Genomic DNA, 22,260 nt, shown 5'->3' with positions numbered 1-22,260 from the left:
TCCCCCGGTGAAAACCATTCGGTCAGCATTCGGGGGATTTTTTCTTCGGCGCCAGCAAAGCTGGCGCACGCTTTAAAACTTACTTCGCGCCACGGCTCGCACGCTTACGATCCGTTTCCGTCAGCAGTTTCTTACGAATACGGATGCTTTCCGGCGTCACTTCCACCAGCTCATCGTCATCGATGAATTCCAGTGCCTGCTCCAGAGTGTATTTGATTGGCGTCGTCAGTACCTGCGCATCATCCGTACCGGATGCACGAACGTTGGTCAGCTGCTTGCCTTTCAGGGCGTTTACCGTCAGGTCATTGTCGCGGCTGTGAATACCAATCACCATGCCTTCGTAAACTTCAACACCATGACCGATGAACAGACGACCACGCTCCTGCAGGTTAAACAGGGCGTTTGTCAGCGCTTTACCCGCGGCGTTTGCAATCAGTACACCATTAACGCGCTGACCGATTTCGCCACCTTTGTGCGGACCATAATGATCGAAAGTATGGTAAATCAGACCAGAACCTGAAGTCAGGGTCATGAACTCAGTCTGGAAACCGATCAGGCCACGCGATGGCATCACAAAGTCCATCCGCACACGACCTTTACCATCCGGTGCCATGTCTTTCAGCTCGCCTTTACGCAGGCCGATTTTCTCCATCACGCCGCCCTGATGCTCTTCCATCACATCAATGGTCACCGTTTCAAACGGTTCCATCAGCTGGCCGTTTTCTTCTTTGATGATCACTTCAGGGCGGGATACCGCCAGCTCGAAGCCTTCACGACGCATATTTTCGATCAGAATCGACAGGTGCAGTTCACCACGACCTGACACGCGGAATTTGTCCGGGTCTTCTGTTTCTTCAACGCGCAGCGCAACGTTATGGACCAGCTCTTTCTGCAGACGCTCCAGAATGTTACGAGAAGTCACGAACTTCCCTTCTTTGCCGGCAAACGGAGAGGTGTTCACCTGGAAAGTCATGGTGACAGTTGGCTCATCGACGCTCAGCGCAGGCAGTGCTTCAACCGCGTTGACATCACAGATGGTGTCAGAGATTTTCAGCTCACCCAGACCAGTGATCGCGATGATGTCACCAGCCGTGGCACGATCGATATCGTGACGCTCCAGACCCAGGTAGCCCATGACCGTACCGACTTTACCGTTACGGGTTTTGCCGTCTGCACCAATAATGGTCACTTGCTGGTTTGGTTTGACAGAACCACGGGTGACACGGGCAACACCGATCACGCCCACGTAAGAGCTGTAGTCCAGCTGAGAGATTTGCATCTGCAGCGGGCCGTCAACGTCAACAGATGGCGCAGCCACGTTGTCGACGATCGCCTGGAACAGCGGTTCCATGTTCTCGCCTGTTGCGCCTTCTTCACGTGTCGCCCAGCCGTTCAGTGCTGATGCGTAAACCACCTGGAAGTCCAGCTGTTCGTCAGAAGCACCCAGGTTGTCAAACAGGTCGAATACCTGATCCATCACCCAGTCAGGACGTGCGCCCGGACGGTCGATTTTGTTGATCACAACAATTGGCTTCAGGCCGTGTGCGAACGCTTTTTGCGTCACGAAACGGGTTTGTGGCATCGGGCCATCAACCGCGTCGACGATCAGCAGTACAGAATCCACCATCGACATAATACGCTCTACTTCACCACCGAAGTCGGCGTGTCCCGGGGTGTCCACGATATTGATGCGGTAATCATTCCAGTTAATGGCGGTGTTTTTCGCCAGAATGGTAATGCCACGCTCTTTTTCGATATCGTTGGAGTCCATCACGCGTTCTTCAACGCCGCCACGGGAGTCCAGAGTACCTGATTGCTGCAGCAGTTTATCTACCAGGGTCGTTTTACCGTGGTCTACGTGCGCAATGATTGCGATATTACGTAATTTGTCGATCTGTGGATTAGACATGGATTTGGCATTCACTCAGCTATTGCGACTCCCTGATCACAGGGCATCACTGATTAAAAAAACGGCTCATAATCTACCAGATTTTACGCCAAAACCCAGCAATTATGTGATTTATATCATCGCATCGGAACCAAACTGGCAGCGCCCGATGAGAAAAACACAAAAAAATGATTAAAAACAGCCAATTAGATTGAACCCTGTCGGACTGATCTTTTATAGTGCAACCCGCCCGCCACGCAGGTGATTGACAATTCACCTGCGTGGGCTAAATATAGCCGAAGTCTTTGACAGTCTGTTTGCACAGGCCGCAAAGCGGGAGATGAACCCCAAATTGCACCATATTGGTGCGCGACCTCACCATAACAGTGCACGGAAGCCCAAGTTTTTCGGTACTGAGCGCCATGACAGGGCGTAAACAGAGCAATTTTGGGGCTTTTAAAAGTTGGCATGGATTTCGCAATATTCTTGGTATCGGAGCACATGACTGTTCCCTTCCAAATATTTTTTGCGGCCAGTTGCCCAAATCTAACACCGGAGGTTACTTAAGATGTCAGTAGAAAACGTACTCGCGTTGATCCAGGAAAACGAAGTTAAATTTGTTGACCTACGCTTTACCGATACCAAAGGTAAAGAGCAACACATCTCTATCCCCGCTCACCAGATCGACGCTGACTTCTTCGAAGACGGTAAAATGTTCGACGGTTCTTCGGTCGCTGGCTGGAAAGGCATTAACGAATCTGACATGGTCATGATGCCGGATGCAACTACTGCTGTGCTGGATCCGTTTACTGAAGATGCAACCCTGAACATTCGTTGCGACATCCTGGAACCTGCAACCATGCAAGGTTACGACCGCGATCCGCGTTCCATTGCCAAGCGTGCAGAAGAGTACATGCGCAGCACAGGTATCGCAGATACAGTGCTGATTGGCCCAGAGCCAGAATTCTTCCTGTTCGACGACGTGAAGTTTGCAACTGATATGTCCGGTTCTTTCTTCAAAATTGACGACATTGAAGCTGCATGGAACACAGGCACCAGCGTTGAAGGGGGTAACAAAGGTCACCGTCCTGGCGTGAAAGGCGGTTACTTCCCGGTTGCACCGGTTGACTCATCTCAAGACATCCGTTCTGCCATGTGTCTGATCATGGAAGAAATGGGCCTGGTTGTTGAAGCGCACCACCACGAAGTGGCCACTGCGGGTCAGAACGAAATCGCAACCCGTTTCAACACCCTGACTTCCAAAGCGGATGAAATCCAGATCTACAAGTATGTTGTGCATAACGTCGCGCACGCATTTGGTAAAACAGCAACCTTCATGCCGAAGCCACTGGTTGGCGACAACGGCAGCGGGATGCACGTGCACCAGTCTCTGGCAAAAGACGGCCAGAACCTGTTTGCAGGCGATAAGTACGGCGGTCTGTCTGAAATGGCGCTGTACTACATTGGCGGTATCATCAAGCATGCGCGCGCAATCAACGCATTCGCAAACCCATCAACCAACTCTTACAAACGTCTGGTTCCTGGGTTCGAAGCGCCAGTCATGCTGGCATACTCTGCACGTAACCGTTCTGCGTCTATCCGTATCCCTGTGGTCCCAAGCCCGAAAGCACGTCGTATCGAAGCACGTTTCCCGGATCCGGCAGCAAACCCATACCTGGCGTTTGCTTGCTTGCTGATGGCGGGTCTGGACGGCATCAAGAACAAGATCCACCCGGGCGAAGCGATGGATAAAGACCTGTACGATCTGCCTGCAGAAGAAGCAGCAGAGATTCCAAAAGTAGCAGAGTCTCTGGAAATCGCTCTGAAAGCACTGGATGAGGACCGTGAGTTCCTGACTGCTGGCGGCGTATTCTCTGACGATTTCATCGATTCTTACATCGCGCTGAAATCCAAAGATGTTGAGCGTCTGAACATGGCGACTCACCCGCTGGAATTCGACCTGTACTACTCCGTTTAATCCTGAGCAATACAGACTGAATCTCTGATGAAAGGCCTGCTCATGCAGGCCTTTTTTGTCGGCCTTCCTTCAGACGCACCCTAGATTTCACCGCTGAACCGCGGGCACCACCCGCAGCAAAGGCGGCACTCTTATTGCATTATTGCTTTCAGAGATACCCAGAAGATCAGTACGACACAGACCAAACACCGGATTGCACCGTCTCCAGACCCCCATCCGGCGACCGCCTGCAAAGTACTGCACAAAGACAGAGAGACGAGCTACACTGTTATGCACCAAAATAGTGCAATACACCTGCCGGGTCTGACAAGACACGAACAGGGACACACCACAAGGAAGAAACTGTGACTGCTGTGTTTATGCCTTTGATTCTCAACAATCTGGTCACGGCGGTGATCCTGCTGGATGAACCGCTCAAGATTCGCTACGTCAATCCGGCGGCAGAACAGTTGATGTCCTGCAGTCAGCGGCGCCTGCTGGGCAGCCGGTTTCCGGATTTACTGCAGCACAGTTCGCTGGATCTGGGCCTGATTCAGTCCACAGTGCAAAGCGGTCAGGGACTCACGGATGGTGAAGTCACGCTGGTGATTGACGGCCGTCATCATACGCTGGAAATCAACGCCAGCCCGGTCAGCTGGCAAAAAGAGGTTCTGATCCTGCTGGAACTGAAACCCATCGATCAGCAGCGTCGTATCAGTCAGGAAATCAGCCAGCACGCCCAGCAGCAGGCCGCCAAAGAGCTGGTGAGGGGTCTGGCGCATGAGATTAAAAATCCGCTGGGTGGCCTGCGTGGTGCCGCCCAGTTGCTCGAGAAAACCCTGCCCGATCCCAGTTATACCGAATACACCCAAATGATCATTGCTCAGGCAGACCGTCTGCGTAATCTGGTTGACCGCCTGCTGGGGCCGCAAAAACCCGGGATCCGGACGGTCGGCAATATTCATGTGGTGCTGGAAAAAGTGCGTCAGTTGGTGTCACTCGACCACAGAGATCAAAAGCTCACGATTCAGCGCGATTACGACCCCAGCCTGCCCGATTTCAGTATGGATCCGGAGCAACTGGAACAGGCCATTCTCAATATTGTCAGTAATGCTGCACAGGCCCTGAGCCAGCAGCCGGGCCACGGCACCATTGTGCTGCAAACCCGGACAGCCCTGCAGGCCATGATTCACGGCCAGCGCCACCGGATAGCTGCCAAAATTGACATTATCGACAACGGACCCGGGATCCCGGCCGATATTCAGGACACTCTATTCTATCCCATGGTGACTGGCCGGGAAGGCGGCAACGGTCTCGGACTGTCGATTGCCCAGAATTTAATTGACCAGCACCACGGCAAAATTGAAGTCACCAGTTGGCCGGGGCAAACCCGGTTTTCGATTTATTTACCGATTCAAACCACAGAATAACAAAGCAGCCGGGCGCTCATCCTCATTGCCTTTTTGCCCGGGAAGCACACAAAGGACACAACGGAGGGCATGCGATGAGCAAAGGATTAATTTGGGTTGTTGATGATGACAGCTCAATACGCTGGGTCCTGGAGCGGACCCTGAACGCAGCCGGATTACGCTGTGAAACTTTCGCCGATGCCGACAGCGTCGTCGAAGCACTGGAACGCAGTGTGCCGGATGTCCTGGTGTCGGATATCCGGATGCCGGGCACCGATGGCCTGACGCTGCTGCGCGACCTGCATCTGGATTACCCGACCCTGCCGGTCATTATTATGACGGCGCATTCGGATCTGGATGCGGCGGTGAATGCCTATCAGGAAGGCGCGTTTGAATATCTGCCCAAACCCTTCGACATCGATGAAGCGGTCAGTCTGGTTGAACGGGCGGTCACCCACAGCCAGGAGCAGAAACGCCAGCAGCAGCCCGCTGAAGAGACTCAGCGTGCGCCTGAAATCATCGGGGAAGCACCGGCGATGCAGGAAGTTTTCCGCGCAATCGGTCGCCTGTCCCGCTCCTCAATCTCGGTGCTGATCAACGGGGAATCCGGAACGGGGAAGGAGCTGGTTGCTCAGGCGCTGCACCGCCACAGCCCGCGTAAAGAAAAAGAATTTATCGCCCTGAACATGGCCGCGATTCCGAAAGATTTGATTGAGTCTGAACTCTTCGGCCATGAAAAAGGCGCTTTTACCGGTGCCAATAACATCCGGCAGGGACGGTTTGAGCAGGCCAATGGCGGCACACTGTTTCTGGATGAAATCGGCGACATGCCGCTGGATATCCAGACCCGGCTGCTGCGGGTGCTGGCAGATGGCCAGTTCTACCGGGTGGGCGGGCATTCACCGATCAACGTCGATGTGCGGATTATCGCAGCCACGCACCAGAATCTGGAACGTCTGGTTACCAAAGGAGACTTCCGGGAAGACCTGTTTCACCGCCTGAATGTGATTCGCGTGCATCTTCCGGCACTGAAAGATCGCCGTCAGGATATCCCGCAGCTCACCCGCCATTTTCTGAAACAGGCCTCCGATGAACTGGGGGTGGAAATCAAATCTCTGCATCCGGACACCGAAACCCTGCTCACCAGCCTGAACTGGCCCGGGAATGTCCGGCAGCTGGAAAACACCTGTCGCTGGCTCACCGTCATGGCCAGCGGCAATGAGATCCTGCCGTCCGACCTGCCTCCAGAACTGACCGCCTCCGACAGCCAGCCTGCAGGGGATGAAGAAGCACTGCACTGGCATCAGTCGCTCCAGCGCTGGGCACGACAGGCACTGCAACAGGGCAATCAGAATCTGCTGGGCGAGGCCATGCCGGAGTTTGAGCGAATCCTGCTCGATACGGCGCTGGAATTCACTCACGGCCATAAACAGGAAGCTGCCAAGCTGCTTGGCTGGGGGCGCAACACCCTGACCCGCAAGCTCAAAGAACTGAATATGGCCAGCGATTAATCCAACCGGGTGCCTGACTGTCCCCCACGCCTACTGGTGTTTTTTTCAACAGAGACAGTAAACATTGGCCTGATCTTTTTGATCAGGCCGGATCCATCTCTTTCCCCAGATGAATGTCATGCCATCTTTGCTTATACTGAGGCAAACGTTTTTCCGGGATACCTCATCATGATTCAGAAAAATCTGCCACTGACCGATCTGCACCGTCACCTCGACGGGAACATCCGTATTCAGACCATTCTTGAGCTGGGCCAGAAATTTGGCATGACACTACCGGCCAACGACATCGAATCGCTGCGTCCGCACGTTCAGATCGTCGAAGCCGAGCCAAGTCTGGTTGCATTCCTGTCCAAACTGGACTGGGGCGTGGCGGTCCTGGGCGATCTGGAAGCCTGCCGCCGGGTTGCATATGAAAACGTGGAAGATGCCCTGAACGCACAAATCGATTACGCAGAATTACGTTTCTCGCCTTACTACATGGCGATGAAGCACAACCTGCCAGTCGCAGGCGTCGTAGAAGCTGTGGTGGATGGGGTTCAGGCTGGTTGCCTTGATTTTGGCATTCAGGCGAATCTGATCGGCATCATGAGCCGAACTTTCGGAACACAAGCCTGTCAGCAAGAACTGGATGCATTGCTCAGCCAGAAAAATCATCTGGTTGCCGTCGATCTGGCCGGTGATGAACTGGGCCAGCCAGGCAATCAATTTGTCGGCCACTTCAAGCAGGTGCGTGATGCCGGACTTCAGGTGACCGTTCATGCTGGTGAAGCTGCCGGACCGGAAAGCATGTGGCAGGCGATTCAGGAACTGGGCGCGGTGCGAATCGGTCACGGCGTGAAAGCAGTTGAAGACGCACGTCTGATGGATTATCTGGCCGAACACAAGATCGGGATTGAGTCCTGTCTGACGTCTAACATCCAGACCAGCACCATCGCCAGCCTGTCCGGACACCCGCTCAAGCAGTTCCTGGATCACGGTATTCTGGCCTGCCTGAACACCGACGACCCGGCTGTTGAAGGCATCGAACTGCCGTACGAATACGAAGTGGCTGCGCCAAAGGCTGGCCTGACGCCGGAACAAATCCGTCAGGCGCAAATCAATGGTCTGGAACTTGCCTTCCTGTCCGACAGCGAGAAAAAAGCGCTGCGTGAGATGGCGGCAACCCGCTGATCACCCACGCCGAATCCGTCATTCATGATGAAAAACGCCCCGGCAGGTCTACCCGCCGGGGCGTTTTTTGAATGCAGAAGCCCTTCGCGGACACAGCCGTTAAATCACCCGCGAAAACTGTTGCTGGCGCGCCCGCTGACGCAGATACACATCAAAGCACATACAGATATTGCGGATCAGCAACCGGCCTTTCGGAGCGACCTGAATCCGGTCCGGCGTCACCGTAACCAGACCATCGTCAATGAAGGTCTGCAACAGCGCGAAGTCTGCCGCAAAATAGTCTGCAAAGTCGATCCCGTAGCGATGCTCAATGTCGGTGGTTGAAAGCTCGAACTGGCAGATCAGGGTTTTAATCACTTCCCGGCGCAGTAAATCATCAGCGGTCAGTGTGACCCCCTTCCACAACGCGTGTTGCTTCGTTTCAATGTCGGCATAATAAGCTTTGAGCTCTTTCTGGTTTTGCGCATAGCTGTCGCCAATCATCGAAATGGCGGAAACCCCCAGTCCCAGCAAATCGCAATCGCCCTGCGTGGTATAGCCCTGAAAATTCCGGTGCAGTTTGCCCTCACGCTGGGCCACCGCCAGCTCATCATCCGGCAGCGCAAAATGATCCATCCCGATAAACTGATAACCAGCATCGGTCAGCGTCCGGATTGTAGTGTGCAGCATCGCCAGCTTTTCCGAAGGTGCAGGCAAATCTGCATCTTTAATTTTACGCTGTGCAGCAAATAGTGCAGGCATATGAGCATAGTTAAATATAGATAACCGGCCCGGCTGCATTGCCAGCACTGCGGCCAGCGTTTTGCTGAAGCGTTCGGTATTTTGTTTGGGCAGGCCGTAAATCAGATCCAGATTGGTCGAGCGAAACCCGAGTTCGCGAGCGCGACGAACCAATGCTTCAATAAAATCCTGATCCTGCTCGCGATTCACCAGCTGCTGCACTTCTTTGTCAAAGTCCTGCACCCCGATACTCAGCCGGTTGAACCCTTCAGCCCGCAGGTGATCCAACAGGTCCAGTTCCATCCGTCGCGGGTCGACCTCAATACTGATTTCTGCATCCGGCAGCAAATGAAACTGTTCGCGAATCAAGGACATTAAACGGGTAATCTGCGCCTTGGTTAAAAATGTAGGGGTGCCGCCACCCAGATGCAGTTGGCTCACCGCCCTGCCCCGGACCAGCGCAGCACGCTGATGGATTTCCACCGCCAGCGCCGCCAGATACACATCCGCTTTATGGGCGTGCCGGGTGATCACCTTGTTACAGCCGCAGTAATAACAAAGCGTATGGCAAAACGGAATGTGGAGATAAAGCGACAGACGACGGCCCGGATACTGCTGGCTCGCTGTCACGAAATCGGCGGGAGTAAATCCGGGCTGAAACTCAAGCGCCGTCGGATAGGAGGTATAGCGGGGGCCAGAGTAGTTGTATTTTTCGATCAGGGACTGGTCCCAAATCATCGCAGGCTGTGTCATGGCGGCTTTCCTCACGGACGGACTTCAGGTCAATCCGGTAAGCTAGCATGGCCTCAGCCGGTGTTTATTGATCGATCACAAATCAGATCGCAATACATCGTCCCCACAAACAAAAAAGCCCGGTCCTATCGTCCGGGCTGATAATTTGAGGTCGGCGGTCAGGACGCCTTTTGAGTCAGGATCTGGGCCAGCTCCTGCTGAATGTCATCGAACAGGCGCGATTCAGCTTTCATCCGTACGAGATCGTCTTTCATTCGATCCTGCTTGGCCAGTGCTTTACGCGCGTCGCCACGCGGCATGTCTTCCACCACCTGATAGAGTTCATACAGCGCCGGATACTGAGCGGAAAAATTCACGCTGCGCTCTGCCTGAAGAACGGTCATCAGCTTATATAAGCGGATGGCGATTTCAGACATATCACATTGCTCCTGCTTTCCGGCTTCCGCAATGATATAGACACTTTCCAGAATATTCGCATTCCGGACGGCAATCGCTTCTGCCTGCTGTTGCTCTGCCCGGGCAAGAAAGGCTGTGTGGCGTTGTTTCTGCTTGTACAGCTGATACAGCAAATAGCCGGCGTATGCCGCCAGCACCAGCACAATCAGGCTTCCTGCCACCAGTAACCAGAGTTTCAGATCCTGCAAGGTTTACTCCTTATCGAAATCATCCCAACGGGCATTTTCGAAGTCGTCCAGCAGATCTTCCTCGCTGCGGGCATCCCCTGCGGCGATTTGATCATCTGCGGCCACGTCTTCCTCGTACAGACCCAGTTGTTTCATCAGTTGTTCAATACGGTCCAGCTTCTGATCGACCTGCTTCTGCAGCCCGGCCCCCAGATTTTCACCTGCGTCCAGACGGTCCAGCAGCGCGATCAGTTGCGGATCATTTTCCAGCATCGCCAGTTCCTGTTCCGCGTTCATGCGGCGAACCTGCTTGCTTGGTTTCGGCTCAACAATCAGCGGTACCGGCTTCTTACTGCCATGGCGAGGATCCTTGGCCTGACCCTGTCGGCTCGCGTTCTGAGCGCTGCCATCAGAGTGGCGGCTGCCTGCTTTCAACCCTTTCCGCTTACGTGCTTTCTGGCGAACACGGCCATCCAAATCCTGCTGGCTGACACTTTTCTCTACGTACTGCGCCGGGCCTTCTGAACCAGGTTTACGGCTTCTTTTCTTACGGGTCATGACTGATCTTTCCTCAGCATAATTACATCGTTTCCAACAAATTCCACCGTCAGTCCATCACGCTGCGCCAGAAACTGAAAGGTTTCCCGGCTGAAAAAGCTGACGTGGGTGGGATCATTCTTGTAATGCCAGCGGCTGAATGCCGCGACATCGGTTGCCAGCTTCGTCATTAATCCCAGCCAGCCCCCAGGTTTGAGCAGCGACAGCAACTGCTGCCACTCCCGGCCCGGGGTATAAAAATGTTCTATCGCCTCGGTACAGGTGACAAAGTCGTACTGACGTTCCAGCACACGGTTGTCCGGGGCATAATACGGATCATAGACGGCCATCCGGTGTCCCTGCTCGCGAAATATCGCCGCCAGCGCCGGACCTGGCCCGCAGCCAAAATCCAGTCCGTCCAGCGGCGCCTGCGGCAACTTAGCAGCCAGCGGCGACGCTAGACGCTGGAGAAATCCGCGGTAGCCTTCATCATCCACATGATTTTCATGCTGATCGTAGATGGCTTTCTCTTCTTCCAGCGTTAAATGTGAAGCCGGGTCTGCGAAGATCAGGCAACAATTCTGGCACTGAAGGTACGGGCGACGGCGGTCTTGATGATAAGGCACAACAGCAGTGCTGTTGCATAAAGTACAGGCCGTCATCGGTTACTCCTCAGTCAAAATCTGGCCGCGTATGATAGCAGACCTGTCCCGATTGAGAAATGGACAGCCTGTCTCCGCCCTGAGCGCCCAAATAAAAAAGGCAGCCAGAGCTGCCTTTTATGCTTGCGATGCCTTGCGATACTGAGTTCGGGATCAGTGAAGACCGCCTAAATACTGAGACAGGGCGTCGATTTCCTTGTCACTCAGTTTCGCTGCGACAGAACTCATCATGGCGTTCATGTCGTTGTTTCGGTTGCCGTCGCGGAACATCGTCAACTGTTTCTTGATGTATTCCGCGTGCTGGCCCGAGATATCCGGGAATCCAGACAAGCTAGTGCCGTTTCCTCGAGGACCGTGGCACGCCGTACAGGCCGTGATCCCACGCTCGGCATCACCGACCCGATACAGTTGCTGACCAACTTCAATCGAGCTTTCAACGGTGGTGCCTTCCACAGGAGGCAGGGAACCAAAGTAAGCAGCCAGATCCGCCATGTCTTGTTCAGACAATGGCATCGCCATGCCACCCATCACAGGATCATTACGCCCCTGTTCACCACCCGTTGTCATCGCCAGCTTGAATTCCTTCAGCTGCTTCTCCAGATAACGTGGGTGCTGACCCGCAAGGTTGGGGTATTGTCCGGTGATACCTTTACCATCAGCGCCATGACATGCCGCACATGTCGCTGCTTTTGCTTTTCCAGCTTCAACATCTCCCTGGGCCCAGCTTGTGCAACTGGCAAGAAGTGTAAATATCAATGCTAATTTCTTCATGACATTCCGTTTATAATTATTGAGCTTCCAGTACCACAAGTATTGCTCAGCAACATGGTATACAATGCACCATCAACCAAGCAGGGTTAGTGGTACATTTTACACACTTTCGCATAAAAGTAATTAGTCGACGACCAGAAGACTTGACGGAGTTAACAGTGAATTCCCCTCTCAACTACAGACAAACCCATTTTATTACCAGTGCCCCGGATATCCGCCACCTGCCTCAGGACAAGGGTGTTGAGATTGCTTTTGCTGGCCGATCAAATGCTGGTAAATCAAGTGCTTTGAATCGACTGACGGATCAGAAAAGTCTGGCACGGACCTCAAAAACACCGGGCCGTACGCAGTTGATCAATATGTTTGAGGTCGTGGGCGGCTGCAACCTGATTGACCTGCCCGGCTATGGCTATGCGCAAGTCCCGCTGGAGATGAAACAGAAGTGGCAGGCCGCACTGGGTGAATACCTGCAAAAGCGTGAATGCCTGCAAGGCCTGGTCGTCCTGATGGATATCCGCCACCCGATGAAAGATCTCGACCAGCAAATGATTTACTGGGCAGTCGAAAGCCGTTTACCTGTTCTGGTGCTGCTGACCAAAGCGGACAAACTGAAAAGCGGCGCTCGTAAAGCGCAGCTGCTGAAAATCCGTGAAGCGTCGCTGGCCTTTGGCGGCGATGTTGAAGTGGAATGCTTTTCAGCCCTGAAAGGCATCGGTGTGGATCAGGTTCGCCGTAAGCTGGACGTCTGGTTTGCCCCAGAACTGGCCCGCCAGCAAGCCTTGCTGGAAGATAACTTTGACGAGCAGGATAGTTTCCCCGCTGATCCAGAATAATCTCCGTCTGTGCCTGGCAGATCCGCCAGGCACTTTGCTTTATCCGGAACACCCACCCAGCCTGCAGACGGTCTCCGAAACCCGGATAAAAATGACCCCATCGGAACGATGGGGCAACGGGAGAGAAATAGGAGGTTTTTATATTTGTCCGGAAAGGATTAATGATTTACCCCCGCAACGCAAGTTTTTTATCCACAATCTGGCCATTTTTTCCGCACTGATGCCAGATATTCATTAGCTCCGCCCGGGGTTAACTGCCAGTTTTGTCCCACTCGTCCGAATATTCATGCCTATTGTTTCATTCAACAAATTAAGTTGGTGAAACCATGCGGGTCATCGTTCTGCATATGTTTTGAAATTGGAATTTAATTACAGAATGCTGGCAAAAAGACAAAAAAAAGCCACCTAAAAAATCAGGTGGCATGATCATGGATAGGTCGACTGTCACTCCAGAAGCACAGCCAGACTAAATATGAACAAGAAGCAGCAAGCAGTATACCGATCTGCACTGGTAATTTAAAGTAATTGCTCTAATTTTAATGTGCTTGATTAAAACCCGCAAAAACGCAAGCGCTAGGCTTCTATCCAATAGAAGTCACTTGGTGAAAATATCAGCATAAAATGAGACATCTGTCCTGAAAACAAGCCAAAATCAGCAAACAGCAGGTTTCATCAAACATGGGAAAAGTCAGGAAAGGCAGGCGGGTACAGTTTGAGAGGGCAGAAATAAAAACGCCCTGGCCAAATGACCAGGGCGGCTGAATCAGCCAAATCCAATAACGTGAAACAAAAGGTCTGAAAGATAGAACATCTTACCTCTGTACCCTACACCGCTCACTGTATATCAATTGTGCAGTGATGGAAAGACCCTTTCGTAATTTTTTTTCATATATACCGTAATTTTGTTCTATAAAATCACGGTAAACTCTGATTCAGATTAGAAAAAACCGGCCCAGCAGCCGGTTCTTGAAGGTTTTATTACAAGCTTGTTTTCAGACCAATTAATGCGCCTGATCCCAGTTCTCACCGCTGCCAGCTTCTGCAATCAAAGGCACATCCAGTTCAGCAGCGGCTTCCATCAGCTGACAGACCGATTTGGCCACCTCATCCAGCGCTGAAGTCTGGACTTCAAACACCAATTCATCGTGTACCTGCATCAGCAAACGCACGCGGCTGCTGTCCTGTGTTTGCAGCCAGGTGTCGACTGCAATCATGGCACGCTTAATAATGTCTGCAGCTGTTCCCTGCATCGGGGCATTAATCGCTTCCCGTTCAGCGGCCTTACGGCGAATCGCATTCCGGGATTTGATATCCGGCAGATATAAACGACGACCAAACAAGGTTTCTACATAACCCTGCTCGCTCGCCTGAGATCGGGTACTTTCCATATATTCCAGCACGCCCGGATAACGCTCGAAGTATATGTTCATATACTCCTGCGCTTCATTTCGGCCCATGCCCAGCTGCTTCGCCAGTCCGAAAGCACTCATGCCGTAAATCAAACCAAAGTTGATGGCTTTCGCTCGGCGACGCTGCTCACTGCTGACTTCCTCTATCGCAATCCCCAGGATCTCTGCTGCCGTGGCGGCGTGAATATCTTTGCCCTCGCGGAACGCATCCAGCAGCGCTTTGTCACCAGACAAATGGGCCATGATCCGCAGTTCAATCTGAGAGTAATCCACAGCCAGGATCTGATACCCTTCCGGCGCAATAAATGCCTGGCGGATCCGACGCCCCTGCTCATTTCGGATTGGAATATTCTGCAGGTTTGGATCCGTCGACGACAGACGCCCGGTTTTCGCGACCGCCTGATGATAAGAGGTATGGACCCGCTTGGTTGTCGGATTAATCATCCGTGGCAGTTTATCGGTATAGGTGGACTTCAGTTTGGCCAGACCGCGATGCTCCAGGATCAGTTTCGGCAGCGGATAATCCAGCGCCAGTTCCTGCAGCACTTCTTCATTGGTGGATGGGGTGCCAGACGGGGTTTTCTTCACCACAGGCAAGCCCATTTTCTCAAACAGAATCGCCTGCAACTGCTTGGGTGAGCTGAGATTGAATTCCTCGCCGGCAACCTCATAAGCATCCGCCTGAATTTCATCCAGTCGCTTGGCAATTTCGTCTGACTGCTGATGCAGTTTTGCAACATCCAGCAAGACGCCGGTACGCTCCACGCGGGACAGGACCGGCACCAGCGGCATTTCAATGGTTTCAAATACCGACTTCAGCTTTGGATCCGCATTCAGTTTCGCTATCAGCAGGTTATGAAGACGCAAGGTGATATCCGCATCTTCGGCCGCATACGGTCCCGCCTGCTCCAGATCGATCTGATTGAACGTCAGCTGCTTTTTACCTTTACCGGCAATCTCTTCAAAACTGATGGTTTTGTGTTCCAGATAACGCAGTGACAGACTGTCCATATCATGCCGGCCCACCACACTGTTATACACATAAGATTCCAGCATGGTGTCAAAGCGAATACCCTGCATCGCCACATCATAGCGAGCCAGCACACTGGCATCATACTTCAGGTTCTGGCCGACTTTTGCCTGCTCCGGATCTTCCAGTAACGGCTTGAGCTGCGCAATCACCCAATTGCGATCCAGTTGCTGCGGGGCATCCAGATAGTCGTGGGCAACCGGCACGTAAGCCGCTTTCCCTTCTTCAACCGCAAAGGACACGCCAACCAGGTTCGCGACCATATAATCCAGACTGTCGGTTTCGGTATCGAACGCAAAAACATCCGAATTTTTCAGGATTGTCAGCCACTCAGCAAAACGTGCTTCATCCAGTACCACTTCATAACCACTGCGATCAATCACAGGGGCTGGTGTATTCGCCACTTCCTGCGCTTCTTCTGTCGCAATCGTGGCGGCCCCATCCGCGACAATCCGGCCATCGCTGCCATCCAGCATTTCAGCCAACCAGCGACGGAATTGCAGTTTTCCGAACAACCGGGTCAGCTCGTCGGTATCCGGCGTGCCTTTCTGCAGATCCTGCGGACTGAATTCCAGTTCAACATCCAGCTTGATTGTCGCCAGCTCGTAAGACATAAACGCAGCTTCACGATGCTCTTCCAGCTTTTTCGGCATGGTTTTCGAACCCCGGAAACCCAGCGCCGGAATCGCATCCAGATGGTCATATAAATCTTTCAGGCCGCCGATGCCTGTCAGCAAGGCCGTTGCCGTTTTATCGCCCACGCCGGGAACCCCCGGAATGTTATCGACTTTATCTCCCATCAGCGCCAGATAATCGATGATCAGTTCCGGACCAATCCCGAATTTTTCCCGCACCCCATCAGCATCCATCACCACGCCGGTCATGGTGTTGATCAGCGTGATGTTGTCATCCACCAGCTGGGCCATGTCTTTATCACCGGTACTGATCAGCACAGGCATACCCGCCTGAGATGCCTGACAGGCCAGCGTTCCGATCACATCGTCCGCTTCCACACCCGGCTCACAAATCAGGGGCAGCCCCATGGCTTTAATGATGGCGTGCAGCGGCTCAATCTGGGCACGCAAATCATCCGGCATCGGAGGCCGATGCGCTTTATACTCGGGATAGAGCTCGTCACGAAAGGTCTTTCCTTTCGCATCAAACACGACAGCAATATGTTCGGTGGCAAACTGACGCAGCAAACTGCGCAGCATGTTGACCACACCATAGACGGCACCGGTCGGTTCACCGTCTGAGTTCGTGAAGTTCGGTGCCGCGTGATAAGCGCGGTAAAGATACGAGGAGCCATCGATCAGGATCAGTGGGTTTTCAGGAATCGTTGCCATAATGGATTATCTGTATCTGGGAGATAAAAGGATCAGGGCCTTAGCATGCCATGAGACGTGGCAAGTGTTAACCGAAGTTTTTTCCTTTTCATCCCCCCGAACCTGTGGATAAGTTTGTTAGTTTTTAAAATAAGCCTGATGATCATTTTCACATTTTTGTTGGGTTTATAATTTTATTTTCATTTAAAACAAAAGCTTACCAATAAAAAATAAATGTGATCCAAGATCCTTAAATGATCATGAAATGTGGAAAAAGTTATCAGATGGCGGTGTAATCACTCAAAGCGATGCCAAATTCCCCAAGACTGAACAAAAAGGAGACCAAGATGAAGAAGGTTGCAGTGATTTTAAGCGGCGCCGGTGTCTTTGACGGCAGTGAGATCCATGAAGCTGTTCTGGCGCTCCATGCAATTGAACAGGCTGGTGCAAGCTGGCACTGTTTTGCGCCGGATATGGATCAACACCATGTGATCAATCACATGACCGGCGAACCCATGCATGAAACCCGTAATGTGCTGGTGGAAGCGTCTCGGATCGCCCGGGGTCAGATCCAGAATATCACCGAGCTCAGTGCCCGTGATTTTGATGCGTTGCTTTTACCTGGTGGCTTTGGCGCAGCCAAAAATCTATCCGACTTTGCCTTTCAGGGCGCACAGTGTCAGATCCACCCTGAAGTCAAACGGGCCTGTCAGGAGTTTGCCAAAGCACAAAAACCAGCGGGCTACCTGTGTATTGCGCCGGTCTTGATCCCACAGATTTACGGGAAAGATGCGAAAGGAACCATCGGGCATGATAAAGACGTTGCCAGTGCTTTTCGCGCCATGGGCGGCGATCACATTGAGTGTCCTGTGGATGAATTTGTACTGGATCAGGAACGCTGCCTGCTGAGTACGCCCGCCTATATGATGGCCGGCAGTATTTCGGAAGCCGCCAGCGGGATCAACAAGCTGGTACAACATCTGGTGAAAATGGCCTGAAAAAGAAAAAGCGGCGCTTCAAGAAAAGCGCCGCTCAGCAGAATTGGTCCCGGTTTAAAGCCCTACACGATAAACCCAACCGAAGCTGTATTACTGGAAGCAATGTGAGCAATGTCGTGCCTTCATCGGAAAAGAATACTGCTTGGTGTTTCCCGCTGAGTGCAAGTTAATAATAACCATTCTCATTCCATTTGCAAGCACTGATTGAGAATAATTTTCATTTAGCTGAAATATCAAGGACTTCTCTCTGAACGGATCCCCTTGGGCTGAGATGCTAGCGACAACAAAGAAAAAAGCGGTGCCTGATAACAAGCACCGCTGAGCAAAATGAAGCAGAAGATGTCGCCCTACACGTCACCTCTGCGATTCGCTGAAGTACACTGGAAGCAATGTGAGCAATGTCGTGCCATCAGACAGGAAACCTCTTGCTGTATGTTTCCGCTGAAAGCAAGGTAATAGTAACCATTCTCATTTACAGATCAAGCACTATTTGAGAATTATTTTCATTTAGGCCGATCCAAACCAAACTTCACGAAATGCAGGCGGTAATCCTCAATGCCGTCTTTCTTTTCCATGTGCTCAATCTGATAGCCATTACGCAGCAATAATCTGAGCATCGAAGGAAAACGGTTTCGGGACTTCACCCGGAGTTCCTGATAGCCCTGCGCTTTCACCCAGGCTTCCTGTGCCTGCATGAGTGCCTGAGCAACACCTTGCTGTCGTCCTTCCGGGACGACGCCGCCCAGCCAGCTGTAATAACAGGTCTCCGATAAGCGATAGCCAATTTTCACCCCGATCAGCGCCCCCTGTTTTTCAGCCACCAGAATCAAAGGGCTACGCCCGCGAACCCGGCTCGCGAGGCTTTCTTCTGTTTCCGGATGATCAAATTCACTGATTCGGGCTAAAACCGACGCCGCTTCCGCCAGCGACGCTTCACGTATGTCCATGCGCTCTCCTGATCCGCTTTACGAAACGGGTCTCTTTCAATCTCCTGACCAAAAGTCTAAGTGAATCCAGGAAGATTGCGAACAATCCGCTGAGGTAATCCTCCCGCGTCATGGGGAGATGATGTACCCCGTCATGTGGCAATATTGCGCTTGAATTTTTTCCGGGCTGTCCACTATACTAAGCGCAAGTGGATTGGGAGTGCCCGGTCGGCGTTGGAACCTCGGTGAGTATCATCGAGGTTTTTCGCTATCTGGAGACAGGTAAATTTGAAATAGACTCCCGAAAATACTAGGGAAAATGCTTAAGCCCCCACTGGTCATAACCTTGACCAACTGCACACCTGCCACCTTCACAGTAAAATTTCTTCTGCAAGATATCGAATGCTTGGTTTACCTGAGTAGGATTAAGCACATGCCTACCGATTGGCCTTGCGACTAAATCTGCCAACTGTAACCCAGCCGAATTAGAGGTTTTTGATGCCATGCGGATCTTAAAGGGCAAATCTCGCTGATATTTATTTTCACCATCACAGATGCGGCGAAATTCCAGCTCGAGTTCGTTATCTTCTTTCTTGCCTCGACACTCAACAATAACGTGCGTCTCAAGCGCTTGCTGGCCCTTTTCTGTGACCAAATCATACAAGGTTTCTAAGCAGTGCTTGAGAGCAATATGGTAAGGATTTCCCACCTCTTCAGGATGCCGTATCTTATTCTTCTCAATCACGCAGGAAGCAAGAATAAAGTTACTGTCATCGATGATTTCACTTAAACGACCTAAGAACTGATTTTTGTCCGCTCGATTTTTGAACGTGGTGAAATCGCCTTTTTCTTTGCGGATCTCATGCTCATGTAAAATCACTAAATCATGACCAAAATAGTCAAACTTTAGCTGTTGAAGCTGGGGGACGACATTGGATAGATAGTGCGCTTTGTAGAAAATGCAAAATGCCAACACGAAGACTGGGTAATCCTGATCGATAGACGTCAGGCTATGGTCGCCACTTTCATCGACATAAACCACAAAGTCACTAAACCCACGCTTTCGACCAATCAGGGCCTCTTGCTCTTTTGGCTGTGGCTGGTCTTCAACATTATCGGTCATGCGCTGGTTGTCCTTGTTTTGCGTTTAGGCTTAGCAACTGCTCACTTGAATGTAATCTTTTTCAGTCGTACTTCCGCAGATTTTTCTCCGGAAATCAGATCTGGGTTTCCTTCATGTCATTGATCACACTACAGGCAAACTTTATTGCCTCTGCACCCACTTAAACATGCTGTCCCGCAACAAAACCAGAGCTCCAGGCCCACTGGAAGTTGTAGCCGCCCAGCCAGCCACTGACGTCCATCACTTCACCGATGAAATACAGGCCGGGAACGGACTTGGCTTCCATGGTTTTGGAAGACAGTCCGTCGGTATCGACACCGCCGAGGGTCACTTCAGCGGTGCGGTAGCCTTCCGTACCGTTCGGGGCAATTTGCCACTGATGGAAATAGTCGTGCAGCGCCTGCACTTCTTTTGGATTGAGCTGCTTGAGCGGCTTGTCTTCGAGATCTCCCCGTTCAATCAGGGCTTCGACCAGGCGCTTCGGCAGCAAACGGGACAGTGAGTTTTTCAGGCTTTGATTCGGGTGCTTTTCACGCATCGCCTGCAGGGTTTCATCCAGGCTCAGTGTCGGCAATAAGTCGACAGAAACCGCCTGTCCCGGCTTCCAGTAGGATGAAATTTGCAAAATCGCCGGACCGGACAGCCCCCGGTGTGTGAAGAGAATATTTTCTTTAAAACTGGTGCCGTCTTCCGCGGTGACCACGGCTGGAACGGCTATTCCGGATAAGTCCGCAAACGCATCCTTGTCGGCCACATGCAGGGTAAAAGGCACCAGGCCAGCCGTAGTCGGCACCATGCTGAGACCAAACTGCTCGGCAACCTGATAGCCAAATGGCGTGGCCCCCAGCTTGGGCATCGACAAGCCGCCCGTAGCGATCACCAACGACGAACAATACACGGTGTCGGTATTGAGCATCAGGATAAAACCATCATCCGTTTTGGTAATATCGTGCACGTCGCAGCGGTAACGGTGCTGCACCGTGGGCAAATCACATTCTTTCATCAGCATATCGACGATGTCTTTCGCGGAGTCCAGACAGAACAGCTGGCCATGATCCCGTTCTTCATAAGCGATATCATGTTTGGCAACCATCGCAATGAAATCCCACTGGGTGTACTGCGCCAGCGCGGATTTGGCAAAATGCGGGTTACGGCAGACATAGTGACTGGCCGTGACATCGTAGTTGGTGAAGTTACAGCGGCCGCCGCCAGAGATCAGGATTTTTCGTCCCGGCTTTTTACCCTGATCGACCACCAGCACAGAGCGGCCACGCTTTCCGGCCTCTGCGGCACACATCAGCCCGGCAGCACCAGCGCCGATCACCACAACATCAAACTTCTCAGCCATTTTCTTATCCGCTATCGACACGCAACAAAAAATAAAAAGGATGCGGTAATCCAGTGGATCACCGTACATCCTTTTCAAGTGTGCGTATTTTACCCATCTGTCGCCGGAATACCAATCAGCGCGCGCGTTTCAGTCAGATGCCGAGATAAGCGACCACGAAGATAGACACCAGAAAGACCATCAGACTGGTGCTGGCCAGCACAAACAGCTTGCGGACTTTTTCGCACTTCGCCATGAAGATTTCATCATGGTGCTTGTGATACTGCTGACTGCGGATGTAATGGAAGAGCCGGATTTGCTTGTTCATATTCCCCTGGGAGGAAAAAAAGCCCCGGCCGTCAACCTGCTGGTAAAGGAGTGGATCACACTCGCGCATGACGACGAGTAAAGTTTTCAGCGTGCTGACATAACGAGAAATATTGATTATGGCCACAATAAACAGGGCCATGAGGATTGCATCACCACTTATCATAGTACCCCCCGAACAACGACTATTGTTCTGCGCAGACCAGGCAATACAGGGAGCGGTGGACCACAGCGGCGTACTTTCGGAAAGAAACGCCGCCTCTATGACACCCAGGCCTGTTAACCCGCCTGCTGACCCATCACGGAGCTGGATTCCTGCTTCGCCATGGCGGCAAGATCTTTATCGATGAAAAACAGCGCTTTGCCGTCTTCGCCAACCAGTTCGATCTTGTCCAAAATACCTTTAAACAATTTTTCTTCTTCGTGCTGTTCTGCAACATACCACTGCAAGAAGTTAAACGTGGAGTAGTCCTGCGTTGTAAACGCAACATGCGCCAGTTTGTTGATACGTTCAGTGATCAAACGCTCATGTTCGTAAGTAGCGCGGAACACCTCACCCAAAGACGCATATTCATGCTGAGGGGCGTCAATGGTCCCCAAAATTGGCAGTGCGCCGGTTTCACTCACATACGTAAACAAACGCTGCATATGCTGCATTTCTTCCGCGGCATGCAGACGAAGAAACTCAGCTGCTCCCTCGAATCCTTTATCTTCACACCATGCACTCATCTGCAGGTACAGGTTAGACGAAAAGAACTCCAGGTTAATCTGTTCGTTCAGCTTATCGACCATTGCTTGAGCAAGCATCGCACTACTCCTTTCCTAATCAAGTGTAATCAACACATTGTCACTATGCATAACTGAGTTTGCAACTCCAGGTACAAGGTATCATGCTTATCCTGACGACAAATCAAAAAAAGCTAAAAAGAACCAACTGGATATCCACACCACTCACAGCAGA

General features: G+C 52.0%; 19 protein-coding genes. 7 read left to right on the top strand and 12 right to left on the bottom strand.

Annotation, left to right across the window (positions count from 1 at the left end; genetic code table 11):
- Positions 1-79: 79 nt before the first annotated feature.
- The gene (gene typA, locus Q4579_RS14630; RefSeq protein WP_303565251.1) at positions 80-1,909 is read right to left on the bottom strand and encodes a translational GTPase TypA; all 1,830 of its coding nucleotides are present in this window, start codon (positions 1,907-1,909) and stop codon (positions 80-82) included.
- Between typA and Q4579_RS14625 the strand changes: the two genes are divergently transcribed.
- From Q4579_RS14625 to add, 5 genes are all read left to right on the top strand, one after another.
- Positions 1,908-2,084, top strand: a complete 177-nt coding sequence (locus Q4579_RS14625) for a hypothetical protein (RefSeq protein WP_303565250.1) — start codon at positions 1,908-1,910, stop codon at positions 2,082-2,084. The two genes, typA and Q4579_RS14625, sit on opposite strands and share 2 nt — an antisense overlap.
- A 372-nt stretch (positions 2,085-2,456) precedes the next feature.
- On the top strand, positions 2,457-3,866 hold the full coding sequence (gene glnA, locus Q4579_RS14620) for a glutamate--ammonia ligase (RefSeq protein ID WP_303565249.1): 1,410 nt from the start codon (positions 2,457-2,459) through the stop codon (positions 3,864-3,866).
- A 359-nt stretch (positions 3,867-4,225) separates the two neighbouring features.
- Complete coding sequence (gene glnL, locus Q4579_RS14615) at positions 4,226-5,275, top strand: nitrogen regulation protein NR(II) (RefSeq protein ID WP_211650131.1); 1,050 nt, start codon at positions 4,226-4,228, stop codon at positions 5,273-5,275.
- Positions 5,276-5,349: 74 nt separating this feature from the next.
- Complete coding sequence (glnG, locus tag Q4579_RS14610; protein WP_303565248.1) at positions 5,350-6,765, top strand: nitrogen regulation protein NR(I); 1,416 nt, start codon at positions 5,350-5,352, stop codon at positions 6,763-6,765.
- A 168-nt stretch (positions 6,766-6,933) separates the two neighbouring features.
- Positions 6,934-7,935: an adenosine deaminase gene (gene add / locus Q4579_RS14605; protein WP_303565246.1), complete on the top strand. Its 1,002-nt coding sequence runs from the start codon at positions 6,934-6,936 to the stop codon at positions 7,933-7,935.
- Positions 7,936-8,034: 99 nt separating this feature from the next.
- On the opposite strand, the gene hemN is transcribed toward add, so the two are convergent.
- From hemN to Q4579_RS14580, 5 genes are all read right to left on the bottom strand, one after another.
- Entirely contained in the window at positions 8,035-9,408 is a 1,374-nt protein-coding gene (gene hemN / locus Q4579_RS14600; protein ID WP_303565245.1) for an oxygen-independent coproporphyrinogen III oxidase, read from the bottom strand.
- A 158-nt stretch (positions 9,409-9,566) separates the two neighbouring features.
- The gene (locus Q4579_RS14595; RefSeq protein WP_303565292.1) at positions 9,567-10,043 is read right to left on the bottom strand and encodes a DUF2489 domain-containing protein; all 477 of its coding nucleotides are present in this window, start codon (positions 10,041-10,043) and stop codon (positions 9,567-9,569) included.
- A 12-nt stretch (positions 10,044-10,055) separates the two neighbouring features.
- Positions 10,056-10,589, bottom strand: coding sequence for a Der GTPase-activating protein YihI (gene yihI / locus Q4579_RS14590; protein ID WP_303565244.1), 534 nt, complete (start codon positions 10,587-10,589; stop codon positions 10,056-10,058).
- Positions 10,586-11,230 (bottom strand): class I SAM-dependent methyltransferase, encoded by a 645-nt coding sequence (locus tag Q4579_RS14585; RefSeq protein ID WP_303565243.1) that lies wholly within the window; start codon positions 11,228-11,230, stop codon positions 10,586-10,588. The genes yihI and Q4579_RS14585 overlap by 4 nt, the downstream gene beginning before the upstream one ends.
- A 153-nt stretch (positions 11,231-11,383) precedes the next feature.
- Positions 11,384-12,001, bottom strand: coding sequence for a cytochrome c (locus tag Q4579_RS14580; protein ID WP_303565240.1), 618 nt, complete (start codon positions 11,999-12,001; stop codon positions 11,384-11,386).
- A gap of 158 nt (positions 12,002-12,159) precedes the next feature.
- Here Q4579_RS14580 and yihA point away from each other — a divergent pair, with 158 nt between their 5' ends.
- Complete coding sequence (gene yihA / locus Q4579_RS14575) at positions 12,160-12,834, top strand: ribosome biogenesis GTP-binding protein YihA/YsxC (protein WP_303565238.1); 675 nt, start codon at positions 12,160-12,162, stop codon at positions 12,832-12,834.
- A gap of 1,001 nt (positions 12,835-13,835) precedes the next feature.
- On the opposite strand, the gene polA is transcribed toward yihA, so the two are convergent.
- Positions 13,836-16,619, bottom strand: a complete 2,784-nt coding sequence (polA, locus tag Q4579_RS14570) for a DNA polymerase I (RefSeq protein WP_303565237.1) — start codon at positions 16,617-16,619, stop codon at positions 13,836-13,838.
- 326 nt (positions 16,620-16,945) lie between these two features.
- Here polA and elbB point away from each other — a divergent pair, with 326 nt between their 5' ends.
- The gene (elbB, locus tag Q4579_RS14565) at positions 16,946-17,596 is read left to right on the top strand and encodes an isoprenoid biosynthesis glyoxalase ElbB (protein ID WP_303565235.1); all 651 of its coding nucleotides are present in this window, start codon (positions 16,946-16,948) and stop codon (positions 17,594-17,596) included.
- Between the two features lie 503 nt (positions 17,597-18,099).
- Here the strand turns inward: elbB and Q4579_RS14560 are convergent.
- From Q4579_RS14560 to ftnA, 5 genes are all read right to left on the bottom strand, one after another.
- On the bottom strand, positions 18,100-18,543 hold the full coding sequence (locus Q4579_RS14560; protein ID WP_303565233.1) for a GNAT family N-acetyltransferase: 444 nt from the start codon (positions 18,541-18,543) through the stop codon (positions 18,100-18,102).
- A 289-nt stretch (positions 18,544-18,832) separates the two neighbouring features.
- The gene (locus Q4579_RS14555) at positions 18,833-19,645 is read right to left on the bottom strand and encodes a DUF3800 domain-containing protein (RefSeq protein WP_303565231.1); all 813 of its coding nucleotides are present in this window, start codon (positions 19,643-19,645) and stop codon (positions 18,833-18,835) included.
- A gap of 160 nt (positions 19,646-19,805) precedes the next feature.
- The gene (locus Q4579_RS14550; RefSeq protein WP_303565229.1) at positions 19,806-20,993 is read right to left on the bottom strand and encodes an NAD(P)/FAD-dependent oxidoreductase; all 1,188 of its coding nucleotides are present in this window, start codon (positions 20,991-20,993) and stop codon (positions 19,806-19,808) included.
- 133 nt (positions 20,994-21,126) lie between these two features.
- Positions 21,127-21,465, bottom strand: coding sequence for a universal stress protein UspB (gene uspB, locus Q4579_RS14545; RefSeq protein WP_211646784.1), 339 nt, complete (start codon positions 21,463-21,465; stop codon positions 21,127-21,129).
- A 113-nt stretch (positions 21,466-21,578) separates the two neighbouring features.
- On the bottom strand, positions 21,579-22,106 hold the full coding sequence (ftnA, locus tag Q4579_RS14540; protein ID WP_303565227.1) for a non-heme ferritin: 528 nt from the start codon (positions 22,104-22,106) through the stop codon (positions 21,579-21,581).
- Positions 22,107-22,260 lie beyond the last annotated feature (154 nt).

Origin of the sequence: Photobacterium sp. 1_MG-2023, from assembly GCF_030547945.1 — a bacterium.
Lineage (GTDB): Bacteria > Pseudomonadota > Gammaproteobacteria > Enterobacterales > Vibrionaceae > Photobacterium.
Note: the sequence above shows the minus strand (reverse complement) of the source record. Positions and strands in the feature narration are given on the sequence as shown.

Coding starts and splice junctions, on each gene's coding strand:
- Q4579_RS14625 (WP_303565250.1), top strand. CDS start 1,908: ATGGATTTGGCATTCACTCAGCTATTGCGACTCCCTGATCACAGGGCA.
- hemN (WP_303565245.1), bottom strand. CDS start 9,408: ATGACACAGCCTGCGATGATTTGGGACCAGTCCCTGATCGAAAAATAC.
- glnL (WP_211650131.1), top strand. CDS start 4,226: ATGCCTTTGATTCTCAACAATCTGGTCACGGCGGTGATCCTGCTGGAT.
- add (WP_303565246.1), top strand. CDS start 6,934: ATGATTCAGAAAAATCTGCCACTGACCGATCTGCACCGTCACCTCGAC.
- yihI (WP_303565244.1), bottom strand. CDS start 10,589: ATGACCCGTAAGAAAAGAAGCCGTAAACCTGGTTCAGAAGGCCCGGCG.
- glnA (WP_303565249.1), top strand. CDS start 2,457: ATGTCAGTAGAAAACGTACTCGCGTTGATCCAGGAAAACGAAGTTAAA.
- Q4579_RS14560 (WP_303565233.1), bottom strand. CDS start 18,543: ATGGACATACGTGAAGCGTCGCTGGCGGAAGCGGCGTCGGTTTTAGCC.
- elbB (WP_303565235.1), top strand. CDS start 16,946: ATGAAGAAGGTTGCAGTGATTTTAAGCGGCGCCGGTGTCTTTGACGGC.
- Q4579_RS14580 (WP_303565240.1), bottom strand. CDS start 12,001: ATGAAGAAATTAGCATTGATATTTACACTTCTTGCCAGTTGCACAAGC.
- polA (WP_303565237.1), bottom strand. CDS start 16,619: ATGGCAACGATTCCTGAAAACCCACTGATCCTGATCGATGGCTCCTCG.
- ftnA (WP_303565227.1), bottom strand. CDS start 22,106: ATGCTTGCTCAAGCAATGGTCGATAAGCTGAACGAACAGATTAACCTG.
- glnG (WP_303565248.1), top strand. CDS start 5,350: ATGAGCAAAGGATTAATTTGGGTTGTTGATGATGACAGCTCAATACGC.
- Q4579_RS14585 (WP_303565243.1), bottom strand. CDS start 11,230: ATGACGGCCTGTACTTTATGCAACAGCACTGCTGTTGTGCCTTATCAT.
- Q4579_RS14555 (WP_303565231.1), bottom strand. CDS start 19,645: ATGACCGATAATGTTGAAGACCAGCCACAGCCAAAAGAGCAAGAGGCC.
- typA (WP_303565251.1), bottom strand. CDS start 1,909: ATGTCTAATCCACAGATCGACAAATTACGTAATATCGCAATCATTGCG.
- uspB (WP_211646784.1), bottom strand. CDS start 21,465: ATGATAAGTGGTGATGCAATCCTCATGGCCCTGTTTATTGTGGCCATA.
- Q4579_RS14550 (WP_303565229.1), bottom strand. CDS start 20,993: ATGGCTGAGAAGTTTGATGTTGTGGTGATCGGCGCTGGTGCTGCCGGG.